This is a genomic window from Spiroplasma endosymbiont of Cantharis lateralis (assembly GCF_964030855.1).
Taxonomy (GTDB): Bacteria; Bacillota_I; Bacilli_A; order Mycoplasmatales; family Mycoplasmataceae; genus Spiroplasma_A.
This window is the reverse complement of record NZ_CAXIQF010000008.1, coordinates 73,468-100,086: the sequence shown is the minus strand read 5'-3', so window position 1 is coordinate 100,086 and position 26,619 is coordinate 73,468. Positions and strand designations below refer to the sequence as shown.

Sequence of the window (26,619 nt, the reverse complement as noted above, 5' to 3'; positions counted from 1 at the left end):
AATATTGAGAAATGAGGAATTTTTATGGGATTTTGAAGTAATTTAAAAGAGAGACGAGAAATCAAAAAACAACAAAAAAAACATAAAAAAGAGCACAAAAAGACTTTAACATTTTCAACTGATATAAAAAAATTAAGTAAACGTTATAAGGAACCAAATAATGAATTTTTTGAGGACTTAGAAAATATTTTAATTAGAACTGATATGGGAATGAAAATGGTTTTAGAAATATCAAATAGAGTGAGAAAAAAAGCAAAGGCAAAGCATTCTTTTGATCAAATAAAAGAAATCCTTGTTGAAGAGATATATGAAACTTATAATAGTGGTCGTAAATATAATGATAAATTAAACTATAAAGATGGTAGATTAAACATTTTTATAATGGTAGGTGTTAATGGAGTTGGAAAAACAACAAGTATTGCAAAAATAGCAAATTATTATTCAAGTATGGATAAAAAAGTTTTAATAGCAGCAGCAGATACATTTAGAGCAGGAGCTGTTGAACAACTTCAAGAATGATGTGATAAAAGGCTTAAAAATGTAGATTTAATAAAATCTGAAAATAACTCTAAAGACCCTGCAAGTGTTGTTTTTGATGGAATTAGAAAAGCAATTGATGAAAAATATGATTTATTATTAATTGATACAGCTGGAAGACTTCAAAATAAAGAGCACTTAATGAAAGAATTAGAAAAAATGACTAAAATTATTCAAAAGAGCATTTCTGATGGACCTCATGAAAGATTATTAGTTATTGATGCTCAAACTGGACAAAATGGAATAAGTCAAGCAAAAGCCTTTTCAGAAACAACAAATGTTTCAGGAATAGTTCTTACAAAAATGGATGGTACAAGTAAAGGTGGAATTGCTTTAGCTATTAAAGATATTTTAAATATTCCAGTTAAATTAGTTGGTACAGGTGAAACTGTAAATGATATAGAAGAATTTGATATAGACAATTACATTTGAGAGTTAACATCAGATTTTATGGAAGATAATATAAATGATTAATCAAGATATACAAAAAACTGCTGATTTAGCACAACTATATGATTATTATAAAAGCTTATTAACTGAAAAACAGTGTCAATATTTTGAATTGTATTTTTTTGAGGATTTAACTTTGCAAGAAATTGCTGAAGAATTTAAAGTATCAAGAAATGCTATTTATGATAGCATTAATAAAACTTCTTTATTATTAACTGATTTAGAAAATAAATTAAAATTAAAATTGAAAAATAATAAAATTAAAGAAACTTTGGATAATGCAAAAGTAAAGAAAATTTCAATAGAAGAATTAATTATAGAATTGGAGAAAAATTTATAATGAATTTTTTAGTGGTAGGAGATGTATATTCAAAATCTGGAAGAGATGTTTTAGAAAAACATCTTAGTTCAATTGTTCAAAAAAACAAAATTGATTTTATTATTGTTAATGGTGAAAATATTAGTCATGGTAAAGGTATAAATAAAAATCACTATGATTTTCTTAAAAAATTAAAAGTAAATGTAATAACTAGTGGAAATCACATTTTTAAAGTTAAAGAAACTTTTGATTTCATTGATAATGTTGATGACCTTTTAAGACCTGCAAATATGAACTCTTTTAATTTGGGAGTTGGAACAAATCAATATAATTTTGGAAATTTAAAAATTAGAGTTACTAATATGATGGGCAAGAGTTTTATGGAACATGTAAATAATCCATATGAGGTAATGGACAAAATAATTGAAAAAAATACAGCTGATATACATATTGTTGATTTTCATGCTGAGGCAAGTGCTGAAAAATTAGCTTTTGCTTGAAACTATGATGGAATTTTAACAGCTGTTATAGGAACCCATACACATGTTCAAACAGCAGATGAGAGGTTATTACCAAAAGGTACGGCTTTTATTACAGATGTTGGAATGACAGGACCTATTAACTCAATTATTGGAGCTAATCCAGAAGAAGTTATTTTTAAAGAAAAAACTGGACTACCAAGTAAATTTACACCATCTGAAAATCCTGGACTTCTTTGTGCTGTTATTATAAAATTAGACTCAAAAAATAAGGCAAAATCAATTGAGAGAATACAATTACAATAAACTTTTATTTCATATAAGGGCTTTTTATAAGAAAATATTTTCCATTTTAAATTGTGTATAATAAAAATATAAATACCTATTCCTAGGAGAGAAAATAATTATGAAAAGACAAGATAGACTTAGAAATTTACATGAATGTTTATTGGCTTTAGATAAAGAGGTTATGAATGTTTGTATGGGTATTGAACAAAACTTAAAATCACTTTTAAAATACAGAAATACTTATGATAGTGTTTTGAAAGAAATTGAATATGAAAGAAAAAATGAAATGTATGGGCGATCATCAATTTATGATTTTGAGAAAATGAGAGTTAATTTAGAACAAGATGCAGGTAATGTTGTTTATGAGGCAATTAATGTTATAGGGAATAATGAGTTTATAACTAGAAAGCAGAATGTTATTTATGCATTTTGATTTATGGGACAATTTGATGTCTATGCATTAGAATTGGCGCATGAAGATTAAGAAAACTTATAAAAAGTACTTTTTTTAAGTACTTTTTATTTATAATTAAAAAAGGTGATTTTATGGAAATATGATTAGCTGTTTGAGAACTTCTTAGCATAATTGCTTATGTTATGCTTGGAACTTTTATTTTTATTTTTATTTTGACTTTAATTGCAAGAATAGTTAAATTTAATAAAATTAAATTTAAATCATCTCCAATTATAAAAAGTGAACTTGTGAAGAAAAAAATGTTTAAAACTACTTCAGGTTATGAACTTAGATGATTTGGAGAAATTGATCCAAAGAGTGAATTTATTATTATTGGTGTTCATGATATTTATAGAAATAGAAAAGATTTTGATAAATTGGAATCTTGATTAAGAAAAAATCAAAAAAATAAGTATTCCTTAGTATCTTATGATCAAAGAAACTGTGGAGAAAATGAAGTGAATAATCATTTTAGTTTTGGTGCATCAATTTCTGACTTAGCAGAAATTATTGAAGTTATTAGTGAGGCAAATCCTAATGCTAAAATAGTACTTTTAGGGGAGGGATTTGGAGGTAGTATTTGTTCATTTTTTTCAAAAAATAAGAGAGTATATAAAATTATTTCTTCTTCATTAAGATTAAATAATCCTTATAAAAAAGGATTTAACTTTTATTTAAAACTATGATGGGGAACACTTTTTAGAGCAAATACTAAACTTGTAGAACCAATTAATGGATTAGATTTTACTGATGAAAAAGAGTATGCAAAAAAATTAGAAGATGAAAATATAACAAAAAATTTATTAACTGTAACTGAATATTATCTATGAAAAAAAATTAATAAGAAGTCAATTAAAAATATTAATAGTTCAGAAATAAGCATTAGTATATTTCTTTCAAATAATGATTTTTATTGTGATTCAAAAAAAATAGCAAAGTATCTATCAAAGTTAGATAATGATAAATATTTTTTAGAAACGATTAAAGAAAAAAAGCATTATTTATTAAATACTAAAAAATCAGAAGATGTATTTGAATTAATTGTTAAAAATATATAAAAATTTGTTATTATTACTTTGTAAAACTTAAAATTATTCTTATTTGGAACTACTGAGAGAAAACAACTCAATGAGGTAGTAGCAACCTATTAAATTAGGTGCTGAAATTAAGGGGAAACCAACGATGAGATCTATTTAACTTCTCTTTTGTTGGAGAAGTTTTCATTTTTTTGAAGGAGAAAAGAAATAAAATATGAAAAAATTATTTACTAGTGAATCGGTTTCAGAGGGACATCCAGATAAAATTTGTGATCAAATAAGTGATGCAATATTGGATGAATGCTTAAAACAGGATTCTAATTCAAAAGTTGCTTGTGAAACTTTTGTTACAGAAAACTATTTATTAATTGGTGGAGAAATAACTACAAAAGCAATTGTCGATTATGTTGGGATTGCCAAGTGAGTTTTAAAAAGAGTTGGCTATAATGATGCTTCTACAGGTATTGACCCAGAAAAATGTGAGATAGTAGTTAAAATTAATACACAATCTCCTGATATTGCAATGGGTGTTGATAAAAAAGATATGGGAGCAGGAGATCAAGGAATTATGTTTGGTTATGCAAATAGTGAAACACAAACCTATATGCCATATTCAATACAAATAGCTCATGATTTAGTTCATATGGCTTCAAAATTAAGAAAAAATGGAGCTTTTAAATGGGCTCAACCAGATATGAAATCACAAGTAACAATTGATTATACTAATGAAAAAAATCCAAGAATTGATACAATTTTAATGTCAATTCAACATGACAATGATTATAATCAAGAAACTTTTGAAAAGTTTATAAAAAATAATATTATGGATATCATTGCAAAACGATATGGATTAAATACTGATTTTAAGGTTTTAATTAATCCAACAGGAAGATTTGTTATAGGTGGACCAAAGGGTGATACAGGACTTACTGGAAGAAAAATTATTGTAGATACTTATGGTGGATATTCTCGTCATGGAGGAGGAGCTTTCTCTGGAAAAGATCCAAGTAAAGTTGATAGAAGTGCTGCTTATATGTGCCGTTATGCCGCAAAGAATATTGCTGCTGCAAAATTAGCTGATAAAGTTGAAATTCAGGTAAGTTATGCAATTGGTAAGTCAGACCCAGTTTCTATTTTTATAGAAACTTTTGGAACAAATAAAGTATCTATGGATGTTATTTATAAAGCTCTAAATGATAATTTTAATTTTAAAGTCAGCTCAATTATCAATACATTAGATTTAAAAGCACCAGTATATTTTAGAACAAGTAAATATGGTCATTTTGGAAAAAAAGAATTTAGTTGAGAAAAGTTAGATAAAGTAAGAGTTTTGGAGGAATATTTGTAAGATGCTATTAGAAGTTATTGGAAAAGATTTTAAAGATATTAGATTAATAAATAATTCTAATGCAAATAGAATTGAATTTTGTAATGATTTAAAAGTTGGGGGTTTAACACCTGCTTTAGAAGATATTAAATATGCTTGTGATTTATCAAAATTACCAATAAATATTATTGTTAGAAATACAGCAAGAGATTTTTTTTATACTGAAAAAGAAAAAAAAGATATGATAGAGCAAATTAAATTTATTAGAACAACAAAGGCAAATGGAATAGTTATTGGTGGTCTTAATAAGGACTTAACAATAGATGTTCAATTTATGAAACAAGTCATTAAACAAAAGGGAAATTTGGAAATAACATTTCATAAAGCATTTGATGAGGTGAAGGATTTTATTGAATCTTATCGAGTGTTAAATGAACTTGGAATAGATAATGTTTTAACAAGTGGTGGTAAGGATATAAAAAAGGGTAGAAAAATTATAAAAAAACTTGTTTCTCTTAACTTAAATACAAAAGTATTAGTTGGTGGAGGAATTGATCAAAAAAACTTTTCTAGTTTTAAAAAAATATCTAAAAATATTCATGTTGGTTCTTGTGTAAGAAATGATAAAAGTTGAGATGAAAGCGTTAATGATAAAAGAATTAATGAGTTATTGGAGATAAAGTAATGAAAGTAAATATAATTGGTGCTGGTTTAGCAGGTTGTGAAGCAGCGTGACAATTAGCAGAAAAGGGTATTGAAGTCTATTTATATGAAAAGAAAAAAATTCAGAAAAATGAAATTCAAACATTAAAAACATTTGGAGAATTAGTTTGTTCAAATACTTTTAGAAGTTTATCAACTCAAAATGCTGTTGGAATTTTAAAAAAGGAACTTAAACTTTTAAATTCCTTTATATTGGATTGTGCCTTTAAAACTCAGATTCCTTCTGATGATGCTCTTGCAGTAGATAGAAAAGCATTTTCAGATTTAGTCGATCAAAGAATAAGAAGTCATAAAAATATAAAGGTATTTGAAGAAGAATTTTTAGATTTAAATACACAAGAAATAGTTTTAATTGCAAGTGGTCCTTTATGTTCACAAGAGTTTAAAATGCAGTTAGAAAAATTACTTGGAAAACAAAAGTTATTTTATCTAGATGCATCTGCTCCTATAATTGAAAAACAGTCAATAGACTTTTCAAAAGTATATTATAAATCAAGATATAAAAATGATAATAGTTATATTTGTATACCGTTAAATGAAAAGGAATTTAGTATTTTTCATAATAAACTAGTAAATGCAAATACTGTTAATTTAAAAGATTTTGAACAAGAAATTTTTTTCAGAGGTTGTCAACCAATAGAGCAATTAGCTAAAAACTCTAAAAAGATACTATTGAAATCGGCTATGTCACCAAATGGATTAGAAAATTTTGATGGAATTATGCCTTATTCAGCTGTACAATTAAGAAGAGATGACGCGATGTATAATTTGTATAATATGGTTGGTTTTCAAACAAATATTATTTGAAAAGAGCAAAAGCAAATTTTCTCGTCTCTTCCAGGACTTGAAAATGCAGTCTTTAGAAGATTTGGAGTTATGCATAAAAACAGCTTTATAAATTCTCCTAAAATTCTTAATAACAAACTACAAATGATGAGAAAAAAGAATATATTCTTTGCTGGTCAAATTACAGGTGTAGAGGGATATATAGAGTCATTTGCATCAGGGTTAGTTGCAAGTAGAGGAATTCTTAGTTATATTAATCAAAGTGAATTTATAGCATTTCCAGAAGATACAATTTTAGGTAGTTTAATAAGTTATATTACAAATCCAAAGCATAAAAAATTAAAACCAATGAAGTCAAATATGGGTTTAGTAAAGATTGATCCTATAATGAGTTTTAATTCTAAGGAAGAAAAAAATTCTTATATCTATAAAAATGCTTTAAATAAAATAAAGTCTTTTATTTAGTTTAAATTATAAAATAAATAAAATGGAGGTTTTCTTTGTATAGAGATAAAAGAGTATGAGCTGAAATAGGCTCAAAATTAGTATCAAGTCTTTCATATTACAATGATTTTAAAATATCAGAAGAAGAAATATTTGAGTTAATTGCAAATGGAGAATATCTATTTGACGATTCAGAAGAAATCTATGGAAGAAACTTAATTAACCTATTAAAAATTTGAGAGATTATTAGAGCTAAAATCATTGAAACAAGAGAGAATTTTATAAATATTGCAAAGCATAAATGAGCTTTTACTTGAGAAGATTATAAAGAAATTTATGTATTACTTGATGAAAATGATAACTTTAAAGATATTTTTGAAAGTGAAGAATTTATTAAAAAAACAAGTGACGAAATGATCATTTTTTTTGAAAATGGTCTAATTGAAGAAAATGGTTTAGAAGCTATTTTAGAAGATATTTTAATTACATATATTTATTTTGCAGTTCAAAGTACATTAAGTATAAAGGCTTCAATTTTTATGTATTTAATAATAAATGCAATGCTTTTATATAAAGACTTTGGACCTTTATTAGCAACATATAGAGGTGAAGTAAGCAACATTTTTGATTTAGTATTGAGATTGGTAGTTCAATGTCAAAATTTACCAATTAAAAGTTATATAACAGCTCCTCTTTTTAGCGTATGTCTTTCAAGAATTATTGATTTATCTGAGAATAATAAAATATTCTTTGAGTCTATATAAAAACTTGTAGATAATAAGCGATTATGTCCCAAAATACAAGATTTATCTAATAAATAGATCTTGTATTTTTTCTTTTTCTATCAAAAAAATATCAGTTAGTTGCTTTCCAAGGAGAGTCAATTTTGGGTACTTTAGTAGTTTTAAATTCTTCATTAGATAGTGTTTTAATATTTCCATGTAAGCGTTCATCTTCAACTTGAATAAGATTGTAAATGTCATTTCCAATTAATGCATAATGTTTTTTATTTATTGTTTCCATAATCATTACTTTTAATTTTGGTTTAAAGTAAATTGGAGTATAACCCTTACATATAAATCACTTATCTTTTTTAAAACTAATACTATGACCATTATCAATAATTCTTTCACTTCGATAAGAGAAAACAATATCTTCATCTTGATCAAACTTTCTAGTTATTGATTCTAATTGGTCTAAAGGTATTGAAAAATCTTGATTGTATTCTTGAATAAGATAGGGTAAATAATCATTTAACTGATCAATATTTTTTAAATCTAAGAGTCTAATTATTTGAGGTCATCTTCTTTGTAATGTTCCAAAAGTTCTTTCAACTAATGCTTTTTCTTGGGGAATTGAAGTTGTTTTTGTATTTACTCCTAAAGAGTGAAAAATAAATTGTAATTGTGTATTTGAAACACTATCACCAAAGTGATCACGATTATTTTTACTACTAAAAACATTTCGATTATCACTAACATTTAATTTTGGTAAACCATAATGTTTAAAGGCTTTTTTATAGATATTATAATAACTTTCAGTAGTTTCTTGTTCGCTGAAATAGCCTGCCAAAATTCTTTTACTAGCTTTATCAATTACAATATGCAAATGACATTTTAAATTTTTAATTCACTGATGATTTGAAGCATCAGTTTCAAATATCTCTCCAAATTTTACAATTTTCTTTTGCGTAGGATGGGGTTTGCTTGTTATAATTGATTTTGAAAGATACTCGCTTGTTAAATTTTCTTGGTTTCCGGCCTTTAAATTTTTACGAATATCTTTTTTTGTTTTTCTGTTAAGAGTCTCAATTAAAATATTTTCTTCTATTAATATGTGCCTAATTGCAGAGTAACTTATTTTCTTTTTTCAAGTTAGTTCTCAATAATGTTTAATACTAAAGTCATAATACTTTGTTTGAAATAGTTCAATTATTTCATCTTTAAATAACTGTGAAATTTTATTTATAGGTATTTTATTTGTATTTTTATGAATAAAAGCTTTTGCTCCAATTTCTTGATATTCTTTAAGTTTTCTTCTTGTGTGTCTAACACTATAACCTAATTTAAAGGCCGTATTTTTAATAGAGTCTTTTCTTAAAGATAATTGTTTAATTAATCTTAGTTGTTCTTGTTTCATGGTATTTAATAGTAGTCCTTTCATAAAACCTCCATTTATTGATTATAAAGGAGGACAAAGTCGCTTGTTAATATGTAGGGACATAATCGCTTATTACTCATAAAAATATTCTTTGAGTCTATATAAAAACTACAATAGTTGGTCAAAGTAGTGTAAAATATTAATATAGTGTTTATTAGCACTTTAACTAAAGGGGTTCTTTATGGAAAAAATAAAATTTAAGAATGTCAAAAAATATAAGGGTATTGTAGAACAAGTATTAGTTAAAGAAGGCCAACCAGTCAAAAAAGATCAAATATTAGCAATAATATCAACACAACTTGAAAAATTTGATATACGTTCTACAACAGATGGAGTAATTAGAAACATTTATGTAATTGAATCATTAATTGTTTCACATGGAGATACTATATTTGATATATTCTCTTATAAAGAAATGAAAAATTTATTGAAAAAACCATCAAATATGAATGACACATTAAAAGATGGTTTAAGCGAATTTGGATACTTAGAAAAATTAATAAATGAATCAGATGAGTCTGATGAAGAAGAATTTGAAGAAGTAAAACCAAAAAGAGAAAAAAAGGCAGAATTTTTAGCTGAAAAGGATTTAGATATTCTTGATAATTTTGAAACTGAAAAGTACTTAAAAGATGAAATTATTGAAAGTGAATTTCAAATAGAAGAAGAGTTCACTGAGGATCCAATTGCAGAAGCAAAAATGGAGCCTACTACTGTTCAAACAATTAAAACTGAAACTTCAACTTTTGAGATAAAAGAAAATCCAACAATTCTAACAGAAACTATTACTAAAAAAGTAGTTTATGAAAATTCTGATAATTTTAAAGATAGTAATTTATTTTCAGATGAAATTTCAACTATTTCTCAATCTGAAATTTTAGAAGAACTTTCAAAAAATAATACTGAAGATAACTTGGAAGTAGTTGAAATAAAACAAAAACCAAAAAATATTAAGAAGCAAGAAACTACTGCTCAAGAATCTAACTCTGTATTTTTAAAGGAATTAGATTATGAAAGATTAGAGAAAGTTTTAAAAAATAGTGAAAAATTAAATAATAAGTTTAAAGAAATTGAAAAAAAACTTTCATCATTTATGGAAGAAACTAAAGAAACTAATAATGATAATGAAAAAAGTATTAATTCAATAGTCAAAAAAATAGATGAAAAATCAAAAAGTATTAATTCTAAGTTAGAAGAAGTTGAATTGAAAGCAACAGAAAATAGTAAGCTTGTATCAAATTCAATTGAAAAGAAAGTTATTGTGGATAAAACAAATATAGGTAGTTTCTCATTTAAGTTAGACATAACTGCTTTAATAAGTCTACAAACTTTAATGATTGAACCTTCAAAAGAGGAAAATGTTGATCTTGAACTTAATGCATTTTATGTAAAAGCATTAAAAAGAGCTTTAACTAAATTTGAAGAATTAGATTCAAGTCATTCATTTATTAGATTAGTAAAAACTGATGGATATTCAGTAAATGATACAGTTGTAAAAGTAAGTGATGATTTAAGTATTTTGGATATTTCAAAAGAAATACATAAAATCAATTAGTAAAAGATAAAGAAGTTAAAGTAGCGATTTATGATATTTCAAATTTTGGATTAGATAATGCAAATTTTGGATTAACTAAAAATTCAATCTTATCAATTTACATTTCATCAATATCAAGTTCATTTAAAGATGATGGAAATTTAACAAATTATGTAAAAATAAATTTTGCATTCAATCAAAATAGTTTAGAACCTGAGGATGCAATTATGTTTGGAAAAGAATTTATAAGTATTCTAAAGAATCCGGGTTTTTTAATTTAATAATAAATAAGCACTAAAAAATTGAAATAGAAAATATATTATACACAATTAATAAAGATGTAGAATTTATTTTTCCCAGTTTAAATAGTGTTTTTTTGTTAAAATTAATTTATCTTTGAGGAGTATAAAAATGATTAATGAAATTAATGCAGAAAGCAAAATAGTAACTTTAATAGCTAGAATAGAAAAAGCAATTTTATCAACAGGAAATAATGGATCAAATTATCTAATTTTAAATTTAATTGATATGTCTGGAAGAATTGAAGCAAGACTTTGAAATTCTATTGAAAAAGATGTAGAGGAATTAAAAAGTGGTTTAATTGTAAAAATAGAAGCTGTAACCAATGTTTATAGACAACAATTACAATTAAACACTTAGTTAATTCTTATGAAATTATTGATGAAAAAGATTTTAAAAAACATAATATAAATGAGGAAATGTTTAGTATTAGTGCTCCAATAAATGTTGAATCACATTATGCAAAATTAATAGATTTTTATAACAACTATTGATAATGAAACTTACAAAAAAATAACTTTAGCAATTTTAAAACAGTATGAAGTTCAATTTAAAACTTTTCCAGCTGCTGTAAGTATTCATCATAATGTGGTGGGTGGTTTATTTTGACACAGTTACTCATTATTAATGGGAGCAAAAGCAATAAGAGAAGTATATAAATATGCAGATATTGATTGAGAATTAGTATATTGTGGAACAATCCTTCATGATATAGGAAAAGTACTTGAAATGGCAGGGAAAAATGCATCAGAATATACTGATGTTGGTAAATTATTGGGTCATATATCAATAGGTAATACTTTTGTTTCAAATAAGGCTATAGAATTAGGTCTAAAAGATAATGAGGATGTTTTAAAATTACAACACGTAATCTTAGCAAGTCATGGTAAAAATGAATATGGATCTCCTGTAGAACCATTACTAATTGAAGCAGTTATTATTTCTTCATTAGACTCATTAGATGCAAGAATTTATAAAATTAATGATGAATTATCAAAAGTGGAAAAAGATGCTTGATCATCAAGAATTCTTTCTGAGGATGGAAGAAGTTATTTAAATCATAATAAGAAAAAATAAGTAAGTTTTAGTAGATAGTTAATGTTTTTTTTAGTATTTTACAATTAAGAGGTAAAAAGGAAATTTATGACATCTATATATGAAAAATTAGAAAACTTAACAAGAGAATATAAAAATACAACCGATAAGATTATTGCATTAAATATTATAAATACGATGCGTCAAAAAAAAATCTTAACTCAAAAGCAACTTGCAGATATTTGTTTTGTTTCTGAATCAAAAATTACAAAATTTATACAAAGTTTGGGTGAACCAAGCTTTAAGACTTTTGCGTATTCTTTAAAAAAAGAACATTTTTTATATGATTCAATTAATAAAATTAGTTTTAAAAGTGATATACTTGTTTTAATAAAAATGTGGTGTAATAAAAACTCTGTTTTTATTAAAAATTTGGCAGCAGCAATTAAAAATAATATTAATATTAATATTTATGCATCAGCGCAAACCTCTTGAATAGCTCAAGGATTAGGAGATTTTTTGATTGGTTATAATAAAAGACCACTTATTCTTTCTAAGAATTTTGACATTTTTAATGAGCCTTTAGTTAATAATGAGGATATTAACATTATTCTTTTTTATGGGCGTGATAATTTTACTCTTAATTCGTATTTAAAGTTAATTAATGCGAAAACAATAAAAGCTAATAATTTTGTAATTACTTCAGAAAAACAGTATGATAAAGTCTTTTTAGAATCTGATAATAAATTAAAATTAGATTATTTAAAAAATAATGCTTCAAATGTGTATCGTAATTTAGCTTTGAATATTCTAATCTTAGAAATAGCAAAACAAATTTAATATAATTAACTTTCCATTTTGGAAAGTTTTTATTTTATATTTATTTCTGGACTATCATTTATTTAAGAGGTAAATATGAGTATAAAAATTTATGCTCCCGTTGATTGTGAAGTTAGACAAATTAAAAAATGTTCTGATATTGCTTTTGCAAACAAACTATTGGGAGATGGAATACTAATAATTCCAAAAGATAATTTATTTTTCTCACCATTTTATCAAGCCACTGTAAAAATGATATTTGATACCAAACATGCTTATGGATTTGAGGTTGAAGGATATAACGTTTTAATTCATTGTGGTTTAGATAGTATAAAGCTAAATGGTAAGTACTTTGAAACTAATTTAGAAGTTAATCAAGAAGTTAATCTAGACACAAAAATATTCTCTGTAGAAATAAATAAATTAAGAGAATTAAATATCTCAAAAGAGACGCCAATAGTTTTTGAAGATCCAAATATTATTATTCCAGTATTTGAAGAGAAAATTTATAAAAAGGGAGAACTTATTTGTGAAATAAATACAGAAAGTATGGAAACTAAAGAAGAAGAGAATCTAGATCCTTATGTATTTTTTGCAACAGATAGTAAATATATTTCAGCAGCTCGTACAATTAATGAGTTTGTGGGAACTATGGAGAATTATACAAGTGTTTATAATTGTATGACTCGTTTACGCTTTAAAATTAAAGACAAAAGTAAAGTTAATATAGAGAAACTAAAACAAAATAATAATGTTAAAGGCGTTATTTGAAATAATGATGAACTTCAAGTTATTATTGGTCAAGATGTATATAAATTAAAAAATGCCTTTACTGAAATTAATCAGTCAGTTGATGTTAATTTTGAATTGAAGAAAAAATTAAAATCTAAAAAACCTTGATTTTTGCAAATGCTAAGTGCCATTATTGCAATTACTATTAGAGTTCTACCATTTTTAATTGGAGTAGGATTATTACAAGCTATGGTCTCAATCTTGCAGCAAACTGGGTGAATGCCAAGTATTACATTTGATCCTTCAAGTGCAAATGAAGAAACTATTTACTTATTAAATGCACCAGTGATTTGAGCTATGTTATTTGTTATTGCTCGAACATCAATTGTCATGTTAGCAATATTATTTGCTTGAGCCGCATCGGATTATTTTAAACTCAGGCCAGTCATTGGGTTGGGAATTGCTGTTATTTTATGTTCACCATATTTATTTGTGACTGGTGGTCCAAATGGGATGGGTGAATATATTGTAATGTTTAGATTTTGAGATCAACCAATTGATAAAACCAGACCTATTACTTTATTTTTAAATCAACTATCAGAGGTTCGCTTAAATGGTATGAATACTAAACCTTTTGTAATCTTGCCAGCGATTATTCTAGCTAAAAAATTGGATGACAGTATTTTGGAATGAATGCCTCCTTCATTAGAATTGATGGGGCGACCATTTTTAATATTTTTAATAACATTACCTGTAACCTTTCTAATTTTTAGTCCTCTTTGAAATATATTTGAATCCATTTTAGCAATATCAGTTTTCTATATTAAAGCATTGCCTTTTGGTTTAGGAATTGGTTTATATGTTGCATCCTGGCAGGTCGCCATAATTTTTGGACTACATAATGTATTATCCATTGTACAGTTCATTGATCATTTAGTTAATGGTGGACAGTCAGAAATTGGAGTAGCTGGGGGAATATCATTATTTGCACAGTTTGGTGCATTAATAGCTGTTATATTAGTAACAAAAAATATTAAACTAAGAAATCAAGGTTTAGGATTAATATCTGCTGGTATTATTGGAATTACTGAGCCAATTTTATATCAAATTAATTTACCAAAACGACGACCCTTATATTCTGGGTTAATAGCTGCCTTTGTCTTTGGAACAATATCGGGCATGCTAGGAGTAGCTCGTAGGGGTGGTTCTGGATTAGGAATCTTTGAATTAATTGGTTATTTCTCTGAACCAATGCTCGGTGGATATTCTGAAATTTCACCTTTAGCAAATGGTTTAATGTATACCGGATGTTGTTTAGGTTCCTTTTTCTTAGCAGCTATAATTTGCTACTTCTGATTTAGAGAAAGAAAAACAGAAAAAGTCTTAATAAAAGAGACTACTAAAGATTTAGTTAAATTAATTGCTTTACAAGAAGGTAAAGCAAGTAAGGAAATTAAAGTAGAACTTAAAAAAATAAATAAATTATTAAATAAATTTAATAATAAAAATATAAAAACATATGAGATAAAGATTCAAAACTTAATTTTTATTAGAACAAAAATTGCTAAATTAATAAGTCAGCAAGAAAAAGTAAAAGAGAAAACTTTATTATTAGGTAAAAAATTAATGGCAGATAATAAAGTGGAACAAGCTAATAAATTAATTGCAAAATATAAAATCTCTAATAAGAAATATGATGTATCAGAATGAAAAGAAAAATTAGAAGTAGCTCAAAAAGAAATTAATTTTGAGGCTTTGGATAAATTAATTTCAAATAATTTATCAACTCTATTAGCAATACTTAAAAAATTTGAAAAAGAAATTGGTGCAGACAAAATAAGTCACATCAAAAATAATTACTACAATGCTTTAAATGCACTGCGTATTAACTATGAGTTAGATATTGAAAGAGATAACATTTTAGATTTTAAAAAAGAGTTTAGAAATTTAAGAGGATAGATTATGAAAAGATATACATTTGATATTGGAGGAATGGGAACAAAGTTTATTTTATTTGAAAACAAAAATAAAATAAGTTCTCAAATCATTAAATATAAAGAAGAAAAACAACCAGATAATGAGATTATATTTCAAACAAAATTAATTACAGTAATCCAAGAAATCACAAAAATATTAGATTTGGAAAAAGATGAGTTTGAATTAGCAATTCTAATCCCTGGAGTTGTAGATTCAGTCAAAAAGCAAGTTTTAAGTAATTCAGCTATTTGTGATGTTGATTTAAATTTGGTTAAGATTTTTTCTAAATATAAAAACTGTAAAAAATTTGTTCTTGAAAATGATGCACGAGCAGCTTTAATTGGAGAGCATTATTATCGAAGCAACTCAAAAATAAAGACTCAAGTTCATCTCACAATTGGAACTGGACTTGGAGGAGCTTTAATTATAAATAATAGAGTTCATAAGGGGAATCTTCTTAGAGCTGGAGAATTTGGTAAAGGTTTTGCCAGTTTAGAAGTGGGCCAAGACCTTCCAATCGCAGCATATGGTGGTCTTGGATCAGTATTATTTAGATATAAGATGGCAATTAAGTCAAAAGAGTTTATTGATGGTGAAACCGCTTTTGCTATGTATGAAAAAAAAGACCCAATCATGACAACTTTGTTTGATAATTTAATTACAGCTCTAGCTAAACTAATAATTAATCTTGATTACATTCTTGATTACGACCTAATTACTTTAGGGGGAGGAATTAGTAATAACAAAAAGTTCATTGATTTAATATTTGCTAAATTATTAGAAGCGGAAAGTTTTAATTATGAGGGAAGAATACTATACCCTGATTTAATGGTAAAAAATAAAGTAGAAGTTGCAAAATTAAAAAACGAAGCAGCTTGCTATGGTGGATTATATATATTAGAATACGGAGATAAAATTTATGAATAAAATTAAAAAAGATTTTTTATGAGGGGCATCCACAAGTGCTTATCAAGTAGAAGGTTCAATTTTTGAAGGTGGTAAAGTAGGTTCTGTAATGGATGACATTCATAAGTCACCAGGATATTCAAAAGAGATTACTAACTTTCATGATGCAACTGGTCATTATAAAAATTGAAAAGAAGATGTAAAACTCTTTGCAGAAATGGGAATGAAGTCTTATCGATTTTCAATCTCATGACCTAGAATTATGAAAAATATTAAAGGTGAAATAAATGAGGAGGGTATTAAGTTTTATGACGATTTAATTAATGAATTAATTAAATATAAAATTGAGCCAATTGTAACAATATTTCACTTTGATTTTCCTAACTTTATTGATGAAGCAGGAGGGTTAACTAGCAAAAGATTTGCAGATTTATTTGAAGATTATTGTAAGGTTTTATTTAAAGCTTATGGTAGCAAGATTAAGTATTGACTAACAATTAATGAATTAAATATGTTTGCAATGGCTGCATCGGCAATTGGTTTAATGCCAAATGGTAAAAAACTTAATCGATGAGAGGTTATTCATATTTTAAATTTAGCCCAAGCTCGTGCTATAAATTTATGTCACAAGATGTTACCTAAGGCAAAAATAGGTCCTGCACCAAATATCTCATCAGTTTATTCAAACAGCTCAAAACCAATTGATTATACAGCAAAATTAAATATGGATATTGTTCGTAATTGAGTGTATTTAGATATTGTTTGCAAAGGATATTATAGTCCAGTGTTTTTAGAGTTTATTAAAAAAATTAAAGAAGATTTTGTAATTGATCCAAAAGATATGGAAGTAATTAAACAAGCTAAACCTGATTTTATTGCTTTTAATTATTATGCAACTATGACTGTTGAGATGCCAAAATCTAATGACATAAGTCAAGAAGCCAAAGATCAACAAAAGGGCTTTACAATACCTGGTTTCACTTCTTCTGTCAAAAATAAAAACCTTGAAAAAACTCAGTTTGGTTGAGAAATTGACCCTCAAGGTTTTAAAAATACTTTACGTGAAGTATATGATAGGTACAATCTTCCTATTATGATTACTGAAAATGGTTTAGGTGCCAAAGACATTTTAACTAAGCAAGGTGAGGTTCATGACACTTATCGTATAGAATATTACCAAAAACATATCTCAAAAATGTTGGAAGCAATTGATGAGGGCGTAGATATAATTGGTTATATGCCTTGAAGTGCTATTGATTTAATTTCAACTCATGAGGGAGTATCAAAACGTTATGGCTTTATTTATGTAAATCGTGATGAATTTGATCTAAAAGATATGAAACGTTATAAAAAAGATAGTTTTTACTGATACAAAGAATTAATTAAAACAAATGGAGGTTCAATATAATGAAATTCGAAAAAGAAGATTTTTTATGAGGAAGTGCAAGTTCAGCTGCACAAATTGAAGGGGCTTATCAAGTAGATGGTAAGTCGTTAACTATTGCTGATTTAACACCATATATTGAGTTAAAAGATAAAAAGGACTTATCGAAAGTTCACTCGTTAACAAAACAAGACTTTTTAAGAGGATTAGATCCAAATAGTACAGATACATATCCAAAGCGTTTAGGAAATGATTTTTATAATCGCTATAAAGAAGATATTAAGTTAATGAAAGATGCTGGTATGAAGATATATCGTTTATCAATCTCATGAGCACGTATTTATCCAAATGGAGATGAGTCAGTTCCAAATGAAGCAGGATTAGCATTTTATGAGCGTGTCTTTAAAGAATGTCGTGCTCAAGGAATGGAGATTATGGTAACTCTTAGTCACTTTGACTTTCCATATCCAATTTTAGAAAAGTATAATGGATTTTTAAATCGTGAGGTTATTAAGTTATTTGTTAAATATGCTAAAACTTTAATTGAGCGTTTTTCAAAATATGTTAAGTATTGATTACCATTTAATGAGTTAAATATTTCGTTAATTTATACTCACACTGGTTTAGGTTTCTTTACAGAAAGAGATAGCAACTATATGAATATCTTAAGAAAATCTTTTCAAGGACTGCATAATTTATTTATTGCCCAAGCAGAGATGATTAAGTTTGCTAAAAAATTCCCTGATATTAAAGTTGGTTGCATGGTATCTGATATGACAACATACTCATATGATTGCAATCCTATCAATGTATTTCATAATTTACAACAAGAACAAATTAGAAAATGATTTTTCTTTGATGTAATGACTCGTGGTGAGTACCCAGGATATGCAAAGCGTTTCTTTAAAGAAAATAAAATAGAGTTTGAAATTTTTGATGGTGATATGGAATTGTTAAAAAGTAATCCAATTGATTTTATTTCATTTAGTTATTATCAAACAAACACTGTATCAGTAACTGATAAGGTTAGTCAAACTGGAGGTAATTTAACTGTAGGGGGAGTTAATCCTTATTTAAAACAAACTCAGTGAGGATGACAAATAGACCCCATTGGTTTAAGATATGAATTAAATCAATTATGAGATCGATATCAATTACCTTTATTTATTTCAGAAAATGGAATTGGGGTAACTGAGACTTTAAATAAAAACAAAACAGTAGATGATGACTATAGAATTGATTACTTTAGAGAACATTTCATTCAAATTAATGAAGCAATTAAAGATGGTGTTAATGTTTTTGGTTATACGATGTGAACATCAATTGACTTAGTTAGTGGAGCTACAAGTGAGTTTAATAAGCGTTATGGAATAGTTTATGTGGACTATGATGACAAACATAATGGAACTGGTGATAGGTATTTAAAAAAATCATATCATTGGTTTAAAAAATTTATGGAAACTAAGGAATTAAAATAAAAGAAAAGAGAATTACAAATTAATGTAATTCTCTTTTTTTAATTAATATATTTTAATTGACTATTTTATTGAAAATTTCATCAATACTAGTCAGATCTTCGGGTTTATTATTGATTTTAAAGCCATATCCTTGCTCTTTTACATATTTAGGTATAATATGCTCGTGATAGTGAAATACCATTTGAAAGGCCTCTGAGCCTTGATTAGAGACATAATTAATACCTTTTGATTTTAACTTTTCTCTTAACATTTTAGCTACAATTTTTTTGGTTTTAGCAACTTCTTGCAAATAAAAATCATCTGTTTCTTCATAGTTTTCAAAATGTTTTTTTGGAATAACTAAAGAATGACCATCTCTATTTGGAAAAATATCAAGAAAGGCTAGGGTATATTCATTTTCATAAAAAACCTTAGAGGCCATTTCCTTATTAACAATTTTACAAAAAATACAATCCATATTTTAACTCCTCGTTTCTTAAATATTTTATAAAAAAAATAAACCTAATGGAGGTTTATTTTTAATTTTATTCGTCTTTATCGTCTTCACTTTTAATATATGTTCCAATTTTATCTCACAGACCAGCATAGTAAACATCATCTTTATCCAAGTATTTTGAATATATGATTGTTTTAGCTAAATCACTTGAATTAGGATCTTTTGAGATTCCAAACATAATTTGATTTAATAAAGCTTCTTGTTTTTTTTCATTTTTTGCTAATTCAGCAACATCTGCTGAATGTAATGTTGAGTTATTTTTATTATTTCATCTATCTTTATAAATAGTGTCATTTCCAATAGTATTACTAAATTTTATAGCGCTTGTTTCTTCATTATCTTTACCAACAATATTGTAAGTTGACTCTTCACTATTAGATGCTCCTAATAATTCAATCATATAGATTGGAAGAACAATTACTAAATCTGCATAGTTATTATTTTCAGCGTCCATAGTTAAGAAGTTTTCTGAACTTGATTTTATAATACCAGGACCATTATTTCATGATTTTACTTTAGCTTCGTAAGCTTTACCTGCAATTGGACTTTCTCCAATTGCATTATCTCCATCATAAATAGTTAAACCTTGATAACCTTGTAATCCAAAGTATGAGTCATAAGCAGTTTTATTATCATTAATAGGCTTAATTGCACCTGATTCAAATATCTTTACAATTTCACTAATTTTTTTTCCTTCTTTTAATGCACCACTGCTAGTATTTAAAAGTTCAGCTTGTTTATTAATTTCTTTATTTATGTTATCAATTGTTTGTGCTTGAGTAACATCAAATTTTAAAGTTCAAACCATTTTAACATTTGATTTTCAATATTCATTAATTGAAGTTTCATTTAATGTTTGTGTTTTTGAAAACATTGCTGAAGAAGGGTTAATGAATGGTGCTTTTTCTTCTTCAATTGTTTTAATATTAAACATTGTTGATTTTAAGTAGGCATTTGTTAGAAGATTATCATTCATATCTTCTAACAATTTAGATTCAAAATAATCTTGAAATCTTAAATATAATGCAGATTTTGCACTAATATTTTCAAATTCACCCTCTATATTTTTAACTCAAAACATTGATGAACCATTTTCTTGATATTCTTTTGTTAATTCTTCAATTGTAGGCAGTTTACTTTTACCTGCAATTGTACCATTATTTCCTTGTTCGTTTGAAAATTTTCAAATGCTATCTTGTGCTTCACCAGTAGGTGAAGCATCAGAAATATAAATATATGGATTAGTACTATTAACTTCTACTTGTTCACCACTCATAGAATTTACTTTTGTTTTATCATTTTGAATGTTTAAATTATAGTTATTTCTTATTGCTCAATAATCAAGTCTTGTTGTCCCAACTGATTTTGTGTAATCTTCAAAAAGTTTATTTTCAGCAATTGTTCTAGATTCAAGACTGTATTTAGTTTTAAATGACTCTTCAATTCCTTTATCTTTATCAGAAGTGTAAAGATCTTTAAAATCTAAACTTTTAAACATACTGTTTGTTGAATCAAAACTATATTGTAATGATAATAATTCATTTATCATGTTAACAATTACAGCTTCAATTTCAGCATCTGTAAATAATGAACCAAAATCAATGTTTGCAAGGTCTTTATTACCAGATATTTGTACTAATAATTTTTTAGCTAATTCTTTATTTAATTTTGGTTTAGTTATTCTTGCACTTGTACAAGCTACAACAAGAGAAGGGGTAGATACAGTTAATGAAACTGCACTAAGTATTCCTAATAATTTTTTCATTATTTACTCCCTCCTTTTTTGAAAGAAAGATATGATGTTTCAACATTTTTAATAATTGAATTATAATCAAAGACTACTGATTTTAAATTATTATCTAAAATCATATCACCTGTATTTTCTTCCTTTATTGTTGGTTTTCAGAATATTTCAATAGTTTTTGAAACAATTTCTTCTTTATATGTAATGTTATCTAAAATTAATTTTGGATAACCACTTGCATCAGTTTTTGTTTTTATTTCATCAGTTCATTTTTCACTAGCTTCAATAAATAAGATAGCTGGATCAATTGCTGTTAAACTTTGTTTTGAATTAACTGCTGCATAGAATCAAGATTGAGTTTTTTGAATAACTTCTTCTTCTTGACTTTTTTCTTCACTTATATTGAAAGTAATATAATTATTTATAAATTCTTCTTGACTAAATGATGAGTCATTTTCTTTTTCTTTTACTTTTGAAATAGTTTTAAAATAATCAAATACTGATGTCATTCAATATGATGCAGAACCATCTGTTGAAGAAGATACTTGTGCTCAAGTTTTAACTTCTGACATGATATCAAAACTATATGCAGAACCTGCAATTCCTTTTAACATTGAAGAGTTTGTTAAATAATGTAAGTAGGGGTTAACTACTGTTTTATTTAAATTAGTATAAGTTTCACTTCTATTTCTATTTGTTTGTAAAGCAGCTACTTTTTCAGTATCTTGTAAAGCATTATATTTTTTGAACTCATTTAATTCTGCTAGTGTCTCTTCATTAATCTTATTGTCTATAATTCCCTCTTGACGTTTACCTATTTTTTCAGTTGTCTTTGATTCTTTTAAATAACTATATCCATCAATTTGAACTATATGTAATCCAGTTGAATCTACATAATAAACTCTTCCTTGATCTTCATTATATACATAGAATTTTTTACCGTCTTTTTTTTCTCTTGAAATTTCGTTAATTAAATTTTCTAATCTTTTTTCGCCTTCTGTTGGAACAAATTCTTTTCCATTTGCTTTAACATCCCCACTTAGAGTAAAGTCATAAACAACTGCTCTCATATCTTGAGTAAAATCTGTTGAGTTACTTAAAGTCATAAGTTTATCGTAGTTTTTTACAGTTGCTTTTGGATGCTTATCTGTTTTTGCTTCAACCATTCATCTTCTTCAAGTATCAGTTGAGTCATCTTTTGCTATTTGTTCTAGTAATTCGTTAGTATTTTTTTGATCATTTCCATCTAATGATTGGAAATCTGATACTGTAACTCCATCATCGAATGTTCCATTTTCTGAGAAAGGAACCACAACTTCACTTATAGCAAGAGGGGCTTGAGTATTATAGAAACGATCTAAGAAAAATTTCTGTGAATTACTTAAGAAACCTGCTCTTGAGTTATTTGTATCACTTATTGTGAAGTTATTTAAATTAACTGGAGTATCATATAAAATTTCTTCTTTTTCAATTTTAATTACTTCTTTAGCCTCAGCTGCTATATCAGCATCACTTGATTCTGAAGTTAATTTAGTTTCTTTTCATTCGCTTGTATCACTAGTTGTTGAATTTTTAATTTGAGCTATTTGATCTAAATCAGCTCTTAAATAACTTGCAATTGCTGCATCACTATCTTTATTGTCATTAATTACTTTTGTAAGTGCATTATATTTTTTAATAATATCATTTGAACTTATTCAAGTAACTCCTGTTTGATCAGTGTTAATTAAAACATCTAATAGCGTTTTTGAAGCGTTATTATTTGTATCTGTTAACAGTAGATCTGCTTTATATTTGTTTTCTAGGAAGTTTTTATCCATTGATTTGACATCATCTTGATAAACGCTGTACTTATCTACAAGCATTTTATTTCATTCTTTTTCTCATTTTTTACCGTGTTCTTTTTTATATACATCTTTTTCATTAACTATTTGTCTATCAACAATTGAAATAAGATTTGTTCATCTTTCTTTTAAAGTGTTTTTTAAATCATAGTTTGTATATAAGTTATCTTCATCTATTGTAAATTCATTTTCTTCTGAATCTATATTAGCTAGAATAGATAAATTAATCATTTTCAATAGGTCTAAAGTAAGTTTTTCTCTATTTTTTGGACCATTTGATGAGTTAATTAATTTTCATAGAATATCAGTAGATGTAATTTTTGCTTTTCCATCTATTGATTGTAAAAATTGAATAAGAACTGAGTTTCCGTCTTCTTTAATGTCATAGTCAGTACCACAAGCAACAGCCATTGTTGCTGTTGTTGCTGTTAAGCTAACACTTCCTAACAGTGTTAATAATTTTTTCACACCATTCACTCCTTGGTTTGTATCAAAATAATTATAATGAAAAATAACATAAAATAACATTAAATTACAATTAAAAATAAAATATTTGTCCTTTTGCTCTTTTAAAGTTCGCTTAACTTTTACTATAATAATAACTATAATAATAGAGCAAGGAGCTTAGAAATGCATAAATTAGAAATTAAAGATCTATATGTAAATATAGAGGACAAAGAAATATTAAAGGGAATTAATTTAACAGTTAAATCAGGAGAAATTCATGCTTTAATGGGACCAAATGGTAATGGTAAATCAACTTTATTAATGGCAATTATGGGTCATCCAAAGTATGAAATCATATCAGGAGATATTTTAGTTGATGGTGAATCAATTTTAGAGATGGATGTTAATGAAAGAAGCAAAACTGGTTTATTTTTGGCAATGCAAAACCCACAAACAATTCCAGGAGTTTCAAACTTAGAGTTTTTAAAATATATAGTAAACGCTCACAGTGATGAAAAGAAAAAATTACAAGAAATCTTTAAAGATATTAAACAAGGAGCAAAGGAATTAGACTTTGATTTAAATATGTTAAAAAGATTTGTTAATGATGGTTTTAGTGGTGGAGAGAAAAAGAAAAATGAAATTTTACAATTAAAAATGCTAAATCCAATTTTTAGCCTAATTGATGAAATTGATTCAGGATTAGATGTCGATGCTTTAGAAGTTGTTTCAAAAAACTTAAATCAAGTTGATTTATCAAGAAACGCCATGGTAATCGTTTCTCACTATGATAGATTCTTTAAAAAGGTAAAACCAACTCATGCTCACGTTATTATTGAAGGAAAAATAATAACAAGTGGGGGTAAAGAAATTGTTGAAAGAATTAATACAGAAGGTTATACATGAGTAAAGGAATTATCTAAATAATGACTAATTTAAAATTAAATGAATCATATATAGATTTTAGAAACAAACTACCTAAAAGTTTTAACTTTGAAGATAATGAAAGTAAAATTATATTATTAGAGAATAAATTTGGAACAATTGATTTAAATATCAAAGAAAATGTTGAAATAAATATTATTGTCTTATTTTTACCTTCAAATGAGGTAAGTCAAAAGGACTTTAATATAAATTTTAATTTAAGTAAAAACTCTTCATTAAATTTAAAAATATCAAATATTGCAAATTATGATTGTAATGATAATTTTACTATTAACTTAAATGAAGAAAATACAGCAGTGGAATTTTATAATGCCACAATAATAAATAAAAATTTTAAGAAAAACTCAATTATAAACTCAGTACATAAAGCTAGAAACTCATATTCAAATATTAGAACCTATGAAGTGCTAAAAGATACATCAAAAGGCTTTATTAGATGTATTAGTGATATTAAAAAGGGTTCAAATCAAGCAGAAGCACATCAGGAATTAAGATTATTGGTTCTAGATAAAAAGGCAAAAGCAGATTCTGACCCAGTTTTACTAATTGATGAAAATGATATTGTGGCAAGTCATGCTAATGCAATTGGTATGCTTGACCCTGATCAAGTATTTTACTTGCTTTCAAGAGGTTTAAATGAAACTCAAGCACAAGAATTAATCATAAATGGGTATTTTGAACCAATATTTCAAGAAATTGAAGACGAAAAGTTACTAAAATACTTAAAAGAACAACTAAAGGGAATGATTTAATGAATTTTAAAGATAATTTTTCATATTTTAAAAATAATAGTAAGGAAATTTATTTCGATTCAGCTGCAACAGCAATTAAATTTGATAAAGTTATAAAAGCTCAAAGCGACTATGATTTAAATATTGGAGCAAATACGCACAATAATCTATTTGATAATGCTTATAAAGCAAATCAAATGGTTAGTGAAACTAGGTCTAAAATAGCAAAGTTTATTGGTATTGATGATAAAAATGAAATTATTTTTACAAGTGGAACTACGCATTCATTAAATCAATTAGCTTTTGGTATGAGAAATTATCTTAAAAAAAATGATGAGATTTTATTAACTAAGTTGGAGCATTCATCAAATTTATTGCCTTGAATGGTATTAGCACAAGAAGAAAGTTTAAAAATAGATTATTTAGATTTGGATGAAAAGTTTTTAATTGACATCTCAAAACTTAAAAATAAAATAACTACTAAAACTAAAATTATTTCTTTTGCAATGAACTCAAATACAACTGCGGGTTTAAATGATGTTGTTGCCATAGTTAAAGAAATTAGAAAACTTAATAAGAAAATTATAATCATTTTAGATTTAGCACAATCAATCAAACAAAATAAAATTAATATTAAACAATTAGATGTTGATTGCATTGCTTTTTCAACACATAAGATTTATGGTCCTTTTGGGTTAGGTATCTTATGAGCGAGAAAAGAAATTTTAGAGTTTTTAAAACCTATTTTTTATGGTGGGGGTAATAATGTAAGTATTAGTACAAATACTTATAAATTAGCACCAATTCCTGATAAATTTGAAGCAGGAACTCTTAACTTGTCAGCTATTTATGCTTTTAATGTTTGTTTAGATATATTAGAAGAGTTAAAACTTGAAAAAATGATTGCTTATGAAGAAGAATTAAAAAAATATTTTAGAGCTAAAGTTAAAGATATCGATCATAAGAAATTTGAATTCTACAATCTAGAAAATGATCAACCAATTGTGCTATTTAATATGAAAAATGTAAACTCACAAGACTTTGGATCCTTTTTAAATAAAAAATATAATATCTCTGTAAGAGTTGGAAAGCATTGCTCAAGATTGGCAAATGAACTTTTTAAAGTAAGTTCAACTATTAGAGCTAGTTTTTCAATTTATAATACTAAAGAAGATATTGATAAATTTATTGAAGCTTTAAAAGATTGTGATAATTGAATTAATGAGATTTTATAAAGGAGTGA

At 26.1% G+C, this 26,619-nt stretch carries 24 protein-coding genes; 20 read left to right on the top strand and 4 right to left on the bottom strand.

Annotated elements, in window-relative coordinates; all coding sequences use genetic code 4:
• Positions 1–24: 24 nt before the first annotated feature.
• From ftsY to AAHM99_RS02680, 9 genes are all read left to right on the top strand, one after another.
• Positions 25–1,011, top strand: a complete 987-nt coding sequence (gene ftsY / locus AAHM99_RS02720; protein WP_342275232.1) for a signal recognition particle-docking protein FtsY — start codon at positions 25–27, stop codon at positions 1,009–1,011.
• On the top strand, positions 1,004–1,327 hold the full coding sequence (gene ylxM, locus AAHM99_RS02715; protein ID WP_342275231.1) for a YlxM family DNA-binding protein: 324 nt from the start codon (positions 1,004–1,006) through the stop codon (positions 1,325–1,327). Before ftsY ends, ylxM begins: the two co-directional genes overlap by 8 nt.
• Positions 1,327–2,091: a TIGR00282 family metallophosphoesterase gene (locus AAHM99_RS02710; protein ID WP_342275230.1), complete on the top strand. Its 765-nt coding sequence runs from the start codon at positions 1,327–1,329 to the stop codon at positions 2,089–2,091. Before ylxM ends, AAHM99_RS02710 begins: the two co-directional genes overlap by 1 nt.
• 100 nt (positions 2,092–2,191) lie before the next feature.
• Positions 2,192–2,557, top strand: coding sequence for a hypothetical protein (locus tag AAHM99_RS02705; RefSeq protein ID WP_339030320.1), 366 nt, complete (start codon positions 2,192–2,194; stop codon positions 2,555–2,557).
• 62 nt (positions 2,558–2,619) lie between these two features.
• Entirely contained in the window at positions 2,620–3,585 is a 966-nt protein-coding gene (locus AAHM99_RS02700) for a serine aminopeptidase domain-containing protein (protein WP_342275229.1), read from the top strand.
• Between the two features lie 193 nt (positions 3,586–3,778).
• A complete protein-coding gene (gene metK / locus AAHM99_RS02695) occupies positions 3,779–4,912 on the top strand; it encodes a methionine adenosyltransferase (protein WP_342275228.1) in 1,134 nt (377 codons plus the stop codon).
• Between the two features lies 1 nt (position 4,913).
• Positions 4,914–5,576 (top strand): copper homeostasis protein CutC, encoded by a 663-nt coding sequence (locus AAHM99_RS02690; protein WP_342275227.1) that lies wholly within the window; start codon positions 4,914–4,916, stop codon positions 5,574–5,576.
• Positions 5,576–6,865: a methylenetetrahydrofolate--tRNA-(uracil(54)-C(5))-methyltransferase (FADH(2)-oxidizing) TrmFO gene (gene trmFO, locus AAHM99_RS02685; protein ID WP_342275226.1), complete on the top strand. Its 1,290-nt coding sequence runs from the start codon at positions 5,576–5,578 to the stop codon at positions 6,863–6,865. The genes AAHM99_RS02690 and trmFO overlap by 1 nt, the downstream gene beginning before the upstream one ends.
• A gap of 35 nt (positions 6,866–6,900) precedes the next feature.
• Positions 6,901–7,608 (top strand): hypothetical protein, encoded by a 708-nt coding sequence (locus tag AAHM99_RS02680; protein ID WP_342275225.1) that lies wholly within the window; start codon positions 6,901–6,903, stop codon positions 7,606–7,608.
• A 46-nt stretch (positions 7,609–7,654) separates the two neighbouring features.
• Here AAHM99_RS02680 and AAHM99_RS02675 read toward each other — a convergent pair whose 3' ends face one another.
• Positions 7,655–9,007, bottom strand: coding sequence for a hypothetical protein (locus tag AAHM99_RS02675; RefSeq protein WP_342275224.1), 1,353 nt, complete (start codon positions 9,005–9,007; stop codon positions 7,655–7,657).
• A 178-nt stretch (positions 9,008–9,185) separates the two neighbouring features.
• On the opposite strand from AAHM99_RS02675, the gene AAHM99_RS02670 reads away from it, so the two are divergent.
• The 8 genes from AAHM99_RS02670 (at position 9,186) to AAHM99_RS02635 (ending at position 19,169) form a co-directional block, all read left to right on the top strand.
• Positions 9,186–10,559 (top strand): acyl-CoA carboxylase biotin carboxyl carrier protein subunit, encoded by a 1,374-nt coding sequence (locus tag AAHM99_RS02670; RefSeq protein ID WP_342275223.1) that lies wholly within the window; start codon positions 9,186–9,188, stop codon positions 10,557–10,559.
• A gap of 390 nt (positions 10,560–10,949) precedes the next feature.
• Complete coding sequence (locus AAHM99_RS02665; protein WP_342275222.1) at positions 10,950–11,198, top strand: OB-fold nucleic acid binding domain-containing protein; 249 nt, start codon at positions 10,950–10,952, stop codon at positions 11,196–11,198.
• Between the two features lie 231 nt (positions 11,199–11,429).
• Positions 11,430–11,915, top strand: a complete 486-nt coding sequence (locus tag AAHM99_RS02660) for an HD domain-containing protein (RefSeq protein ID WP_342275221.1) — start codon at positions 11,430–11,432, stop codon at positions 11,913–11,915.
• 66 nt (positions 11,916–11,981) lie between these two features.
• The gene (locus AAHM99_RS02655) at positions 11,982–12,713 is read left to right on the top strand and encodes a MurR/RpiR family transcriptional regulator (protein ID WP_342275220.1); all 732 of its coding nucleotides are present in this window, start codon (positions 11,982–11,984) and stop codon (positions 12,711–12,713) included.
• A 75-nt stretch (positions 12,714–12,788) separates the two neighbouring features.
• Positions 12,789–15,383: a glucose PTS transporter subunit IIA gene (locus AAHM99_RS02650; RefSeq protein WP_342275219.1), complete on the top strand. Its 2,595-nt coding sequence runs from the start codon at positions 12,789–12,791 to the stop codon at positions 15,381–15,383.
• A 3-nt stretch (positions 15,384–15,386) separates the two neighbouring features.
• A complete protein-coding gene (locus tag AAHM99_RS02645; protein ID WP_342275218.1) occupies positions 15,387–16,328 on the top strand; it encodes an ROK family protein in 942 nt (313 codons plus the stop codon).
• A complete protein-coding gene (locus AAHM99_RS02640; RefSeq protein ID WP_342275217.1) occupies positions 16,321–17,715 on the top strand; it encodes a glycoside hydrolase family 1 protein in 1,395 nt (464 codons plus the stop codon). The genes AAHM99_RS02645 and AAHM99_RS02640 overlap by 8 nt, the downstream gene beginning before the upstream one ends.
• Entirely contained in the window at positions 17,715–19,169 is a 1,455-nt protein-coding gene (locus AAHM99_RS02635) for a glycoside hydrolase family 1 protein (protein WP_342275216.1), read from the top strand. The genes AAHM99_RS02640 and AAHM99_RS02635 overlap by 1 nt, the downstream gene beginning before the upstream one ends.
• 52 nt (positions 19,170–19,221) lie before the next feature.
• On the opposite strand, the gene AAHM99_RS02630 is transcribed toward AAHM99_RS02635, so the two are convergent.
• The 3 genes from AAHM99_RS02630 to AAHM99_RS02620 form a co-directional block, all read right to left on the bottom strand.
• Positions 19,222–19,626 (bottom strand): HIT family protein, encoded by a 405-nt coding sequence (locus AAHM99_RS02630; RefSeq protein ID WP_342275215.1) that lies wholly within the window; start codon positions 19,624–19,626, stop codon positions 19,222–19,224.
• Positions 19,627–19,693: 67 nt separating this feature from the next.
• The gene (locus AAHM99_RS02625) at positions 19,694–21,430 is read right to left on the bottom strand and encodes a lipoprotein (protein WP_342275214.1); all 1,737 of its coding nucleotides are present in this window, start codon (positions 21,428–21,430) and stop codon (positions 19,694–19,696) included.
• Positions 21,430–23,721, bottom strand: a complete 2,292-nt coding sequence (locus AAHM99_RS02620; RefSeq protein ID WP_342275213.1) for a lipoprotein — start codon at positions 23,719–23,721, stop codon at positions 21,430–21,432. Before AAHM99_RS02620 ends, AAHM99_RS02625 begins: the two co-directional genes overlap by 1 nt.
• A gap of 162 nt (positions 23,722–23,883) precedes the next feature.
• On the opposite strand from AAHM99_RS02620, the gene sufC reads away from it, so the two are divergent.
• Genes sufC through AAHM99_RS02605 form a run of 3 tightly spaced genes read left to right on the top strand, consistent with a single transcriptional unit; the run spans position 23,884 to position 26,611 of the window.
• Entirely contained in the window at positions 23,884–24,627 is a 744-nt protein-coding gene (gene sufC / locus AAHM99_RS02615; protein ID WP_342275212.1) for a Fe-S cluster assembly ATPase SufC, read from the top strand.
• Positions 24,627–25,397, top strand: a complete 771-nt coding sequence (locus tag AAHM99_RS02610; RefSeq protein ID WP_342275211.1) for a SufB/SufD family protein — start codon at positions 24,627–24,629, stop codon at positions 25,395–25,397. The genes sufC and AAHM99_RS02610 overlap by 1 nt, the downstream gene beginning before the upstream one ends.
• Entirely contained in the window at positions 25,397–26,611 is a 1,215-nt protein-coding gene (locus tag AAHM99_RS02605) for an aminotransferase class V-fold PLP-dependent enzyme (protein WP_342275210.1), read from the top strand. Before AAHM99_RS02610 ends, AAHM99_RS02605 begins: the two co-directional genes overlap by 1 nt.
• Positions 26,612–26,619 lie beyond the last annotated feature (8 nt).